Raw genomic sequence first — 13,187 nt, forward strand, 5'->3', positions numbered from 1 at the left:
CCAGGAGGATGGCGGTCGAACGTTCCACCGGCGAGGGGACCCCCGCAGTGACCCAGCGGGCCTCCGCGTTGCACACGTGAAAGGCGGCCGTTTCAGAGCTGAAAAACGCGTGTCCCGCACTCGCTCGGCGGCGCCTGGCCGCGCGTCGACGGCTCGCCGTCGCCGCGGGCTAGGCCGGGGGAACGGCGCCGCGGGCATCGATGGCGAGCCGCTTCATCCTCCGCCACAGCGTCGTCGGCGAGACCCCGAGCTCGCGCGCCACGCGGCCGAGATCGCCCTCGCAGCGCGCGAGCGCCGCCTCGATGGTGCGCCGCTCCGCGTCCTCCACCGCCTCGGCGAGCGTGCGGCGGTCCTCGTCGCGCCCCGGACCGACGTCGCGCACGGCCTCGATGTGTACGTCGCCCGCGCGGATCTCCCGGCTGGGAGAGAGCGCCGCGGCCTGCTCGATCGCGTTCTCGAGCTCTCGCACGTTGCCGGGCCACTCGTGCTCGACGAGCCGGGCGAGCGCTTCGGGGGTGAGGATCTTCCCCTCGGCGGTGCGGCGGTTGTAGCGCTGCACGAAGTGGGCGGCGAGGAGGGGGATGTCCTCGCGCCGCTCCCGCAGCGGGGGGATCCGGACCGGCACCACCGCCAGCCGGTAGTAGAGGTCCTCGCGGAACCGGCGCTCGGAGATGGCGCGGCGCAGATCCTGGTTCGTCGCCGCGATGATGCGCACGTCGACCTGGACCGGCGCGGACTCGCCCACCCGGCGGATCTCGCCCTCCTGCAGGGCGCGCAGGAGCTTCGCCTGGAAGCCCGGCGCGGTCTCGCCGACCTCGTCGATGAAGAGCGTCCCGCCGTTCGCCTCCTCGAACAGGCCGCGCCGGGCGCGGATCGCCCCGGTGAAGGCGCCCTTCGCATGGCCGAAGAGCTCCGACTCGAGGAGCGTCTCGGTGATGGCGGCGCAGTTCACCGGCACGAACGGCTTGTCGCCGCGGCGGCTCGCGACATGGATCGCGCGGGCGACGAGCTCCTTGCCGGTGCCCGACTCGCCGGTGACGAGGACCGTGGCGTCGGTGGGCGCCACGCGCACCACGCGGTCGAGCACCTCGCGCATGGCGGCGGAGCGGCCGATGACGTGCTCGAGGCCGTAGCGCTTGCGGAACTCCCCCGCGAAGAGGCTCACCTCGCCGAGCAGGCGGCGCTTCTCGAGCGCCTTCGAGACGCGCAGGAGGAGCTCGTCCTCCTTGAACGGCTTCGCGAGGAAGTCGTAGGCGCCCTCCCGGATCGCGTCGACCGCCGACTCGATCGTGCCGTAGGCGGTCATCACGATGACCTGGGTCTCGGGCGCGAGCCGCTGCGCCGCGCGCAGGACCTCCATCCCGTCGACGCTCGGCATCCGCAGGTCGGTGAGGACGACGTCGAAGGTCTCCTGCTGGAGGCGCTGCACCGCCGCCGCGCCGTCCTCCGCCTCCTCCACCACGTGTCCGGCCTGGCGCAGCACGATGGCGGTCGTGGCGCGCATGTTCTTCTGGTCGTCGACGACGAGGACCTTGCCCCGGGGGGGAACGCTCGCGGCCGCGCGGCGCGCGAGGTCCCCGCCGTCCTCGGAGCCGGCGACGCCGGGGGGGAGCTCAACCATGGGCGGCTTCCTTCTCGGTGGGGGACGGGCGCAAGGGCAGCCGGAGGCGGAACGCCGTGCCGGTGCCGCCCGGGCGGCTCTGCACGGTGAGCTCGCCGCCGTGGCCGTCGACGATCCGCTTCACCACCGCGAGCCCGAGCCCGGTCCCGCTCGCCTTGGTCGTGAAGAAGGGCTCGAAGATCCGGTGCCGGACCTCCTCGGGGATGCCGGGGCCGGTGTCCTCGAGGTCGAGGGCGGCGGCGCCGTCCTCGCGCCGCAGCCGGACGGTGAGCCGGCCGCCGCGGGGCATCGCCTGGAGCGCGTTCACGGCGATGTTGATGACCGCCTGGCGCACGAGGCGCGCGTCCATCGGGACGGCCGGCAGGTCGGGGTCCACCTCCCGGTGGACCTCCACGCCCTGCGGGTTCTGGGCGAGCGCGGTCTGGATCGCCTCGTCGACGACGCGCTCGAGCCGCTCGGGGCGGAGCTGCGGCTCGGAGGGGCGCGCGAAGTCGAGCAGGTCGCCGACGATCCGGTTCAGGCGGTCCGCCTCCTCGCCCACGATGTCGAGGAGCAGCTTCGCGTCGCCGGCGGGGCGGATGAGCCGGCGCAGCGAGCCGAGCGAGTTGAAGATCACGCCGAGGGGGTTGCGCACCTCGTGGGCGACGACCGCGGAGAGCTCGCCGAGCGCGGCGAGCCGCTCCTGCTGGATGAGCTGCCGCTGCGCCCGGGCGAGCTCCGCGTAGCTCTTGCGGAGGTCCTCGTAGAGGCGGGCGTTCTCCGCGGCGACGGCGAGCTGGTTCGAGATGGCGGCGGCGCGCTGGATCTCCGCGGACGTGAAGCGGCGCGGCGCGCGGGTCTCGATGATGACGGCCGCGCCGATGGTGCGCTCGCGGACGAGGAGCGGGAGCACGAGCAGGGCGCGGGCCCCGGTCAGCGCCCGGGCCTCGGGGGAGACGCGAGGATCCTGCTCCACGTCCTCGATCGCGACGGCCTCGCCCCGCTCGAGGACGGGGCTCTCGATGGGCGTCGAGCCCGGCGGGAGCCGGCGCCCGAGCAGGCCCCGCAGCGGCCCCGCCACGGCCCGGATCTCGGGGCTGCCCCCGTCGCCGGGCCCGAGCGCGAGGAACGCGGCGGTGCAGTCGACGATGCGCGCGAGGTTCTTCACGCCCTCGCCGAGCACCTGCTCGATGTCGAGGGTGGCGAGGGAGCGGCCGACGTCGTGGAGCAGCGCGAGCTCCTCGGCGCGGCGGCGGGTCTCGGAGTAGAGCCGCGCGTTGTCCACGGCGACGGCGAGCTGGCTCGCGATGGCCATGGCGCGGGAGAGCTCGCCGGGGGTGAAGGTGCGCTCCGCGTCCGCGCCCTCGACGAGCGCGACGCCGACCGGCTGGTCGCGGACGTGCAGCGGGACGGCGAGCACCGCCGCGCCCGTGTCGGCGCGCCCGGCGAGCGGCGCGTGCGCCTCGAGGGCGGCCCGCGCCATGGAGGGCTCCTCGAGCGAGAGGCGGTCCGCGCCGACCGGCGCGCCCCGGAACGCCGCGCGTCGCAGCGCCTGCCCGCGCACGTCGCCGAGGAGGATCGTGCACGCCGGGACCTCGAGGGTGCGCATGAGCTGCTCCGCGCCGGCGCCGAGCACCTCCTCGAGCTCGAGCGAGGACGAGACCACCCGGGCGACGTCGATGACCGCGGAGAGCTCGGCGAGGCGGTCGCGCGCGGCCTGGTACAGGCGGGCGTTCTCGATCGCCACCGCGAGCTGGTTCGCCACCGCGGTGACCCGCTGGACGTCCGCCTCCGTGAAGCGCCGGGGGCGGCGGGACTCCTCGATGACGAGCACGCCGAGCGGCTCGCCGCGCAGGAGCAGCGGCGCGAAGAGCATGGCGCGCGGCGAGAGCCGGTCCCGGAGCTCGGCGTTCACCTCGAGGTGGTTTCGGGCGTCGTCCACCACGATGGCCCGCCGCTCGCGGATCACGCGGAAGGAGACGCCCCCGTCGCGCAGCGCCTGGGGCAAGAGGGCGGGATCCTCCTCCTCGAGCCCCGTCCCCGCCGCGAGGTGCAGCTCGCTCGCGACCGGATCGTAGAGCACCACCGCACCGCGGCTCGCGTCGAGCAGGCGGCGGCCCGCCTCCACGCCGTCCCGCAGCACCTGGTCGAGATCGAGCGAGGCCGCCACGGTCCTGCCCATCTCGTTGAGGAGCGAGAGCTCCTCGACGCGCGCGCGCGCCTCGGCGTAGAGCTCGGCGTTCTCGAGCCCGACGGCGAGCTCGCCGGCGAGCGCGTTCGCGAGCGCGAGCTCCGGATCGCCGAAGCTGCGGCCGGCGTCGTCGGCGATGAAGAGCACCCCGCGGGTCGCTTCACGGGAGGTCAGCGGGACGGCGAGCATCGCGAGGGACGGCATGCCGGGCGCGGCGTGGATGCTCGTGCGCGGATCGCCCTTCACGTCGGCGCTCCACGCCGGCGCGCGGCGCCGGAACGCCTCCGCGGCGATCCCGTCCTCCTCGAGCGAGATCCGCATCTTCGCCGGATCCAGCGGCGCCCCGAACGCGGCCACGCCCCGCAGGGCGCGCCCTCCGTCGTCCACGAGCAGCACCGCCGCGCCGCGGGCGGAGAGGGCGCGGGCGACCTCGCGGCAGCCGTCCTCGAGCAGCGCCCGCACGTCCCCCGGCGCGTTCCCGAAGATCCGCAGCGCGAGCGCGTGGACGGCCTCGAGGTCGGAGAGGCGGCGCCGCACGTCCGCGAAGAGGCGCGCGTTCTCGACGGCGACGCCCAGCTGCACGCCGATGGCGGAGAGGAGGCCGACGTCGCCCGGCTCGAGCTCGCGCCCGTTGACGGGTCGGGTCACGAGGAGCGCCCCGAGCGCGTGGGCCTTCGCGAGCAGCGGCACGGCCACGAGCGGCCCGTCGCCGCGCGCGGCGCGGAACGCCTCCCAGGCGTCGCCGCCGCTGGCCGGGTCGCGCCCGTCCACGGGGCCGAGGCGCGCCACCGCGAGGCCGGGGGCGCCCTCGCCGACCTGGAGCTGGGCGACCGCGCGCGCCGCCTCGGGCGCGAGGCCCACGCCGGAGACGAGCAGGAGCCGGTCGCCGTCGCGCAGGAACGCGGCCCCGCCCGCGTCGAGCGTGCCGCACACGCGGCGGAGCGCGGCGTCGAGCAGCAGCACCGGGTCGAGCTGCGCCGAGGCGAGCGCGAGGTCGTTGAGGAGGGTGAGCTCGCCGACGCGCCGGCGCAGGTCACCGAGCAGGCCGTGGGACTCGATCGCGCCGGCGAAGTGGGCGGCCGCCGCGGCGAGCACGTCGAGCCGCGAGTGCGCCCGCTCCGGGCCGGAGCGGTACCCGGCGGTCATGACGCCGACCACGCGCGAGCGCGCCACGAGCGGAACCCAGGCGCTGGCCGCGAAGCCGAGGCGCGCCACCAGCGCGCCGCCCGGATCGTCGGCGCGGGCCTCCACCACCCGCGCGGTGCGGTCGCGCACGACGTCCCCGAGCGGCGAGGTGAGCGGGAGGCGGGCGGTGTCCGCCGGCGCGTTCTCGACCCCGTCGTGGAAGCGGCAGGCGAGCTCGCCCTCGCGGTCCTCGAGCACGTAGACGCCGAGCGCGTCGCAGCCCGTGGCGGCCCGCACCAGCTCGGCGGAGCGCGCGAAGAAGCTCGGCAGATCCGCCGCGTCGCCGGCGATGGCGCCCAGCCGGTTCAGCGCCGCGAGCTCGGCGTTGCGGCGCGAGAGGTCGGCGATGATGCGCGCCGCGTCGAGCGCGGCGGCCACCTGCGCCCCGAAGAGCCGCACCGCCGCGACGTCGCCGCGGTCGAGCCAGTCGCCGACGATGACGAGGTAGTTCCGGATGGCGGTCCGCTCGTCGAGGCGGACCGCGATGGCGCGGGTGAGGCGGAGCGCGACCGCGCTCGCGTGGGCGACCTCGGCCCGCGGGTCACCCACGAACGCCGCGACCTCCGACCCCCAGTCGTCGGAGAACGCCACCCCGTCCGCCCACACGGCGCGGGAGAACGATCCCCACGCGCCAACGCGGCCGACGAGGGGCCCCGCCTTCTCCACGAACTCGGCCTCGATCGCGGGCGCCGGCGCGGCCCACTCCAGGCGGACGCCGTCCGACTCGGGGCGCATGAGGAGCGAGGTGAGCCCGATGGCGCGCAGCCCGTCGCGGACGCGCTCGAACACCCCCGCCTCGTTCCGCTCGCGCTGGATGGCCGCGCCGAGCGCCGCGAGCGCCTCGAGGCGGGGGCGGCGGTCGGCGCGCGCGGAGACGTCCCGGACGCGCACCAGCACGTCCCGGCCGTCGACGTCCATCCTGAGCTCCACCGCCCGGCGCCCGCCGCCGGGCAGCGCGAGGGCGACCTCGTACTCGGCCGGCGTCGGCTCGCCGCGGAGCAGCCGCGCGTACCGGTCCGCCGTGCGCGACCGGTCCTCCGGGGCGAGGAGCTCGAACGCCTTCGCGCCGACGAGCGCGGCGCTCGTGCTCTCCACGAGCGCCGCCACGAGCGGGCTCGCGTACAGGATCCGTCCCCCGCGGATGACGACCGTGCCGACGGCCTCGAGCGGCGCCTCGCTCATGCGCGCCCCTCCCCGCGCAGCACGCGCTTCTCGCCGACGCGCAGGGTGACCTTCTCGCGATCGAAGTACTCGGCGAGCGGGATGACGTGCTTGCGGGTGGCGCCGACGAGGTCCTTGAACTCCTGGGTCGAGATCTCGCGCCGCTCGCGCAGGAAGGCGACGAGCCGCTCCCGGAGCGCCCCGACCGCGCCCGCGTCGAACCAGAGCTCCGCGCTCGCGCGGACGACGCGCCCCTCGGCGAGGAGGAGCTTCAGCACCGCCTGCACGTCGGCCGGCGCGCCTCCCACGAGCAGCGGCAGCTCCGCGAGCCAGGCCGGCGTGAGCCCACCCTGGGCGAGCGCCTGCGCGACCTTCTCCTTCAGCGCCCCCGCGTCGGCGCCGGAGGCGGCGGCGTGGCCCTTCCGGCGCACCTGGTCGCCCTGGACGACGAGCTCGCCCCTCTCCGCGAGCTGGGCGAGGAGCCGCTGGAACAGGCGGGGATCGGTGATGGGGGGCAGGCTCCCCCGCAGCTCCTCGCGGCCGATGCCCGCCGCGAGCGGGTGCGCGGCGTGGAACGCGTCGACCGCGGCGAGGAGGCGCCGCGCGAGCTCCTGGGCGACCGGGCCCCCCACGTAGGCGCGGCGCTCGCGATCGAACAGCACGGCGCCGCCCTTCGCGCCGAGGCGGTCGAGCGCGCCCTGCGCCGCCCTGGGCGCGAGCGCGGTCCGCCCCACGAGGCCGGGCAGGTCGAGCCCCGCCGGCCCGGCCAGCTCGAGCACGGCCGCGACGCGCGCGTCGGGGTCGCCGCGGGCGAGCACCTCGAGCTGCCGCGTCGCCTCGGGACGCCCGCGGCGGCGCCGCGGGGCGGCCACGGCGAGGACGCGCCCGCCGCCGACGGTCTTGCCGCGCCCCTCGAGCACCGCGAAGCCGCGCAGGATGAAGCGCTGGCCCGGGAGCGCCGCGACCGGCGCCCCGAGGCGGAGCTGCGCGAAGGCGGTCTCGCCGGGGCGGAGCTCGGCGCGATCGAGGAGCGCGACGGCGGCCGGCACCTGCGCGGTGCCCACGTGGAGGAGGAGCTTCGCGCGGTGCTTGAGCGGGCGCGGCGCGGCGGCGAGGAGCGTCACCTCGGCGTCGAGGATCGAGGACGGCGGCACGACGCCGGCGTGCACGAGCGCCTGGCCCCGCGCGACCGCGGTGGGCTCGATGCCGGGGAGGTTCACCGCCGTGCGCTGGCCGGCGAGCGCGCGCGGGGCGGCCTTGCCGTGCACCTGCACGCTCCGGACGCGGAGGGGCGGCGCCCCCGGCGGCGACGGCAGGAGCGCCGCCTCGTCACCCTCGGCGATCTGCCCCGAGAGCAGCGTCCCGGTGACCACCGTCCCGAACCCCTTCATGGAGAAGGCGCGGTCGATGGGCAGGAACACCGGCCCGTCCGCCGGCCGCTCCGTCACCTCGCCCGCGAGCCGGGCGATCTCGGCGCGGAGCTCGTCCAGCCCCTCGCCCGTGGCGGAGGACACCGGCAGCACCGCGGCGCCCTCCAGGAACGTCCCCTTCGTCGCCTCGCGGATGTCCTGCTCGAGGAGCGGCAACCAGTCGGCGCCCAGCCCGGGCAGGAGATCCGACTTCGTCACCGCCACGAGCCCGCGCGGCACGCCCAGGAGGCGGCAGATGTCGAGGTGCTCGCGGGTCTGGGGCATGACGCCCTCGTCCGCGGCGACGACCAGCACGACGAGGTCGATCCCGCCCGCGCCGGCCGCCATCGCCCGGACGAACCGCTCGTGGCCGGGGACGTCGACGACGCCGGCCACGGTGCCGTCGGGCAGCGCGAGGTGCGCGAACCCGAGCTCGATGGTGATGCCGCGCCGCTTCTCCTCGCGCAGCCGGTCCGGATCGATCCCGGTGAGTGCGCGCACGAGCGAGCTCTTGCCGTGATCGATGTGTCCGGCGGTGCCGACGACGACGCGCTTCATGTGCTCCCCCGGGACGGCCCGCAGGCCCCCCCGAACCTCCGCCTCATGGCGCCCGGCGCAGGCAGGCAGCGTGCGTCGCGGCAGGCTCCGTGCGCGCGGGGGGCGCCGTCAAACCCCGACCTCGCCCGGATCGACGCCGCCCGCCTCGCCGCCGTCGAGCTGGTAGTCCCAGCCGAACAGGACGAGCTCGTCCGTCTCGAGGAAGGAGAAGTCGGGCCGCGCCCCGTCGGGCCGGACGACGAGCACGGCGGTGCGCACCTCGCGCGCGCCCGCCTTGCGGGTCACCGCGCGCGCCTTCGCGAGCGTGGCGCCGCTCGCCGCGACGTCGTCCACGACGAGGACCTTCTTGCGCGAGAGATCGGGCAGCTCGACCACGGGCTCCGGCAGCGGCGCGGCGTCGCGCCGGCGCTTCTCGATGCGCACCGGGTAGAAGTCCACGCCCAGCGCGGCGGCGAGCGCTCCGCCCACGAACACGCCGCCCTTGGCGACGCCGACGACCACGTCCGGCTCGTACCGCGCGGCGATCCGCTGCGCGAGGCTCCGCGCGACCTCGCCGAAGGCGGCCCAGCCGATCTCGCGCACCGCCTTCTTGGGCGCGCGCTTCATGCGCGCCGGCGCGGCGAGGCGGTCCATGGCGAAGCCGTCGGCGACCCCCATGCCGAGCGGGTGGTCGACGATCGGGGCGCTGCGCTTCGCCTTGCGCGCCACCGCGCCGCGGCGGGGCTTTCCGGCGGCGCGGGCGGGCTTCGCGGAGCGGCGCTTCGCGGGGGCGGCGGTCTTCCTCTTCTTCGAGGTCGGGATGGCGGTCCTCCGGGAGAGGGGGCCGTTCGTCCGGCCCGGCAGGGGAGCAGAATCTACCACAGCCGTGCTCACCCGCTCGCCTCGCGCTCCCCCAGCCGGCGCGCGATGTCACGGAGCGCCGCCTCGTCCACGACGTACCGCGAGCGGCAGAACTCGCAGGTGATCACGGCCTGCTTCTCGGTGGCGAGCACCTCGAGGACGCCCTCGCGACCGAGCGCGGAGACCGCCGAGCGCGCCCGGGCGTCGCTGCAGCCGCACCGGTACGCCACCTCGCCGTCGGCGAGCAGCTCGAAACCCTGGCCGCCCACCTCCCTGAGGATGTCCTGGGCTGGGGCGCCGCGGGAGAGGGCCGCCGGGAGCGCGCCTCCGAGGAGTCGGGCGCGCGCCGCCTCGATCGCCGCGTCGTCGCCGTCCGGCAGGCGCTGCAGGAGCACCCCGGCGACCTCGCCGAGCGGCTCGCCCTCGCGCGGTACGACGGCGACGTCGAGGGCGGTCTCAACCTGCTCGCTCGCCGCGAACCAGCGGCGCAGGTCCTCCGGCAGGTCGAAGGTGACCAGCTCGACGGCGCTGCGGTAGTGCTGGCCGTCGCCGAGCTGCCGCAGGACCGAGAGGAAGCCCGAGCCCCCGAGCGCCGCGCGCGCGCCGCGCGCCGGATCGCCCGGGAAGTTCACGGCGGGTCGCCGGACGTAGCCGCGCACGTTCCCGTCGTGATCGGCGTCCACGAACAGGCCCGAGAGCGGACCGTCGCACTCGAGCTGCAGGTTCACGCGCCCCTTCTCCTTCTGCAGCGCGCCGAGCAGGGCCCCGCCGGTGAGCGCCTGCGCGAACAGGTGGGCGCTCGTCGGGTAGAGGCCGTGGAGCATGCGGGCCATCCGGGCGGTGTCGCCCACGCGGACGAACACCGCGCGTAGGCCGTGCTCGGGGAAGAGGCCGCGGCAGAGACGATCGGACATCCGGGTCATTCTGTCCGGATGCGTGGCGCGGCGCCACCCGCGCGCACCGCGAGGAAGCCCGCCGGCGCGCGCCCGTCGCGGCCCGTCAGCGCGGCAGGGTCGCGACGAGCGCGAGGCCGAGCTGGACGGCAGGCGGCTTCTCGCCCGCCGCCTCGCCGATGAGCTCGACGCCCGCCTTTCCGGCGGAGGGCAGCCGCTGGCCCTCGTGCAGGCAGCCCACGTCGCCGCGGTAGACCGGCGGTCCGCGCCCGCGCGAGAGATCGAACGAGCAGCTCCCGTACCGTCCCTTGAGCTTCTTCGGGTCGATGGAGATCCGCACGCGCTGCCCGTAGAACAGCCCCTCGACGTCCGTCTTGCCGCTCTTCTGCTTGAAGGTGAGGTTCACCTGGGGACCGGAGAGCCGCGACTCGCCGCCCACGAGGTTCACGTCCTGTCCGGCGATGTCGCCCGCCCAGCTGCCGTCCTCCCGGCGCGTCAGGTTCACGTCCGGTCCGACGATGCGGGTGTCGTCGAACGAGGCCCCGCTGCCCATGCCGCCGGTCGAGTAGAAGCGGACCTCGCCCTGGGGCTGGAAGGCGGGCTCCTGCGCGAGGGCACGCGACGCGAAGAGCGCGCCGGCGAGCAGCAGGGTCGACGAGAGGGTGCGCATGCCGTGACCCATAGCAGAGCGCGATCCGCCTACGCCACGACGCTGCGGATGGTATCCCTGAGGGACGCCGAGGGGCTCCAGCCGGCCTCCCGCACGAAGCGGGAGCCGTCCACGACGCAGAGGTACTGGATGTGATCCACCTCCTCCGGCGGGAAGCTCGTGAGCCGCGCCTCGAACGCGCGCCGGAGCAGCGACCGGACCACGAGGTGCGGCACCGGGATGGGGTGACGGCCGAGCTGGTGCAGGATCGCGGAGAGCGGGAGCTGTCCGGGCCCGGTCACGTTGAAGACGCCGCGCAGGCCGGGCCGGAGCGCGAGCGCGAGCGCGCGGCACACGTCCTGCTCGTGGATGATCTGCACCATCGGATCGAAGCCGAGGACCGTGACGGGCCGCGCGAGGCGGAGGTAGTTCGACGGCGCGTTGCGCACCGTCGGCCCGACGATGTTCACCGGGCGCAGGAGGACGGTCTCGAGCTCGGGGTGCTTCCACATGAACGACTGCGCGTACATGTCGAGCTCGACGAGATCGCGCATCTCGCTGAAGCGCTCCCCCGCCATGAGCGGCGTCTCCTCGGGGAGGAAGTTCGAGTTGTCGGGGCGCGGCCCGTAGACGTTCGCCGAGGAGAGCACCACGGCCTTCTTCACGCCGTGGCGGGCGCAAAGATCCAGGATCTTGTGCGTGCCGAGGACGTTGAACGAGTGGGTCTCGCTCCGCAGCTCGCGGGGGTCGTGCATGATCCCGAGGTGGATGAGCGCCTCGGGCCGGTGGCGCCGGAACACCTCCTCGACCCGCGCCTTGCGGATGTCGAGCTGGTGGTGGGCGAGGTCCTTGGGCTTCCCCGCGAACGGGCGCCGGTCGAGGCCCACGACGCGCGTCTCGGTGTGCAGGAGCTTCGCCAGCGCGCGGCCGAGGTTTCCGGAGATCCCGGTCACGAGGACCGTGCGCGGCATGCCGGGGAAGGTGATGGGCTCGGTGCGGGGCGCCACGGGGGCTCCTACCAGAACACGTGCTTGCGCTCGGCGAGGCCGCGCTCGAGCAGCGCGGCCACCGCCGCCTGCACCTCCGCCACCTTGCGCTCGAGCTCGGCGTCGTCCTCGTCCGGCGAGCCCGTGAAGCGGAGCGGCTCGCCGAAGTGGAGGTGGTAGCGCGCGGGGAGGGGGAAGGGGAGGAGGGTGGGGGTGATGGGAAAGGCGGGGAAGGAGAGGAGGCGCGCGAGCGGCTTCAGGTCGAGCAGCGCCGGCGCCTGCTCCTCCGCGCCGACCACGCCGACCGGCACGATGGGGGCGCCCGACTCGAGCGCGAGCCGCATGAACCCCGGGCCGAAGCGGCGGAGCTGGTAGCGCTCCCTGAACGGCTTGTTGAGGCCGCGCACCCCCTCGGGGAAGACGAGGATCGCCTCGTCCGCGGCGAGGAGCCTCCGGCAGTTCTCGGGCGTGCCGACGATCTGCCCGCAGCGCGCCATGAAGGTCGAGACGAACGGGAGGGTCGGCACCCACCGCTCGACGAGCGCGCGCACGACGCGCGGCGGGTCCTTCTCGACGAGGAGCGCGACCTCGATCATCGCCGCGTCGAACGGGAGCTGGCCCGAGTGGTTCGACACGAGGAGGACGCGCCCCTCCGCCGGGACGTTGTCGACGCCGTGGAGCTCCACCCGGAAGTACTTGCGGTAGAGCCAGGTGAGCGGGGCGACCGCTGCGACGGCGAAGTCGAGGTCGAAGCCGTAGGGATCGACCCCGAACTCGTTGGCGGGCGCGGTGATCTTGTCGAGCCGGGCGCGGGTGCCGGGGCCGCCGAGCTCGTACGTCCACGCCTTGAGCCGCGCGCGCACGGCGTCCGACAGCTCCGACATTCCCTCCGTTTATCACGGGCCTGCTTCCTTGAAGGGGCCGCGGACCGGGTGCTACCTTCCGTGACCCCGAGGGCTCTCTCGCCTGCCCGCCGGAGACGTCCTGCACCGGAGGAACGCGACATGAGGGTCGGCTGCCCCCACTGCCACGCCGCCTACAACATCGACGACCGGCGTATCCCCGCGTCCGGCCTGAACGTCCGGTGCCCGAAGTGCCGCGAGACGTTCCCGGTCCGCCCCGCCGACGCGGACGGCGCGGGCCGGCGGGCGGGGGACGAGCCGGTGCCGCTCCCCGGGAAGACCGAGGGCGCCGTCCCGCTCGCGCCGCCCGCCTCCGCGGGCGTCCCGCTCCCGCCCCCCCCGAGCGCCGGGGTCCCGCTCCCGGCACCGCGCTCCGTGGCGGCAGGGGTGCCGCTCCCGCCCCCGGCGCTGCCTGCACCGGACAGCGTCCCGCTCCCGCCGCCGATCCCCGCCGCGCCGCGGCAAAACGATCCACTCGCGCCGCCTTCGACGCCCGGCGCCGATCCGTTCGGAGCCGACGTCCCCGACGCCACCGCGGACGCGGTGGAGGCGACGCCCGACGGCGGCGCGCTCGGGTTCGGCGAGGTCGAGCTCGGCGCCGGGCGGCCCGCCGCCCCGCCGCCTCCCTCGCTCGACGACACCGATCCGTTCGCCCCCGCGCCGGGGGCCTCGCCCTTCGGCGCGGCCTCGCCCGCCGCGGCCGATCCGTTCGGCGCGCCGGCGCCTGCCGCGCCGGAGGCGCCCCCGGCCCATCCGCCCGCCGCGGGCGGCGAGAACCTCGAGATGCTCTTCGGGGAGGGCGCCGCCGCGCCG

9 protein-coding genes are annotated in these 13,187 nt (G+C 75.9%); 1 reads left to right on the top strand and 8 read right to left on the bottom strand.

What is annotated here, in order from left to right; all coding sequences use genetic code 11:
* Positions 1 to 169: 169 nt before the first annotated feature.
* The 8 genes from MNZ39_RS09295 to MNZ39_RS09330 form a co-directional block, all read right to left on the bottom strand.
* Complete coding sequence (locus MNZ39_RS09295) at positions 170 to 1,621, bottom strand: sigma-54 dependent transcriptional regulator (protein WP_242337662.1); 1,452 nt, start codon at positions 1,619 to 1,621, stop codon at positions 170 to 172.
* On the bottom strand, positions 1,614 to 6,158 hold the full coding sequence (locus tag MNZ39_RS09300; protein WP_242337664.1) for a GAF domain-containing protein: 4,545 nt from the start codon (positions 6,156 to 6,158) through the stop codon (positions 1,614 to 1,616). Before MNZ39_RS09300 ends, MNZ39_RS09295 begins: the two co-directional genes overlap by 8 nt.
* The gene (gene selB, locus MNZ39_RS09305) at positions 6,155 to 8,104 is read right to left on the bottom strand and encodes a selenocysteine-specific translation elongation factor (protein WP_242337666.1); all 1,950 of its coding nucleotides are present in this window, start codon (positions 8,102 to 8,104) and stop codon (positions 6,155 to 6,157) included. The genes MNZ39_RS09300 and selB overlap by 4 nt, the downstream gene beginning before the upstream one ends.
* Before the next feature lie 108 nt (positions 8,105 to 8,212).
* Positions 8,213 to 8,977 (bottom strand): phosphoribosyltransferase, encoded by a 765-nt coding sequence (locus MNZ39_RS09310; protein WP_242337668.1) that lies wholly within the window; start codon positions 8,975 to 8,977, stop codon positions 8,213 to 8,215.
* Positions 8,974 to 9,858: an Hsp33 family molecular chaperone HslO gene (locus tag MNZ39_RS09315; protein WP_242337670.1), complete on the bottom strand. Its 885-nt coding sequence runs from the start codon at positions 9,856 to 9,858 to the stop codon at positions 8,974 to 8,976. The genes MNZ39_RS09310 and MNZ39_RS09315 overlap by 4 nt, the downstream gene beginning before the upstream one ends.
* Positions 9,859 to 9,943: 85 nt before the next feature.
* Positions 9,944 to 10,507, bottom strand: coding sequence for a hypothetical protein (locus tag MNZ39_RS09320; protein WP_242337672.1), 564 nt, complete (start codon positions 10,505 to 10,507; stop codon positions 9,944 to 9,946).
* A gap of 29 nt (positions 10,508 to 10,536) precedes the next feature.
* Positions 10,537 to 11,457, bottom strand: coding sequence for an SDR family oxidoreductase (locus MNZ39_RS09325; RefSeq protein ID WP_242337677.1), 921 nt, complete (start codon positions 11,455 to 11,457; stop codon positions 10,537 to 10,539).
* Between the two features lie 44 nt (positions 11,458 to 11,501).
* Complete coding sequence (locus tag MNZ39_RS09330; protein WP_242337673.1) at positions 11,502 to 12,356, bottom strand: lysophospholipid acyltransferase family protein; 855 nt, start codon at positions 12,354 to 12,356, stop codon at positions 11,502 to 11,504.
* Between the two features lie 120 nt (positions 12,357 to 12,476).
* On the opposite strand from MNZ39_RS09330, the gene MNZ39_RS09335 reads away from it, so the two are divergent.
* Positions 12,477 to 13,187: zinc-ribbon domain-containing protein (locus MNZ39_RS09335; protein WP_242337675.1), on the top strand; the 711-nt coding region annotated here is incomplete at its 3' end.

Origin of the sequence: Anaeromyxobacter sp. SG66 (genome assembly GCF_022690805.1) — a bacterium.
GTDB classification, from domain to species: domain Bacteria; phylum Myxococcota; class Myxococcia; order Myxococcales; family Anaeromyxobacteraceae; genus Anaeromyxobacter; species Anaeromyxobacter soli.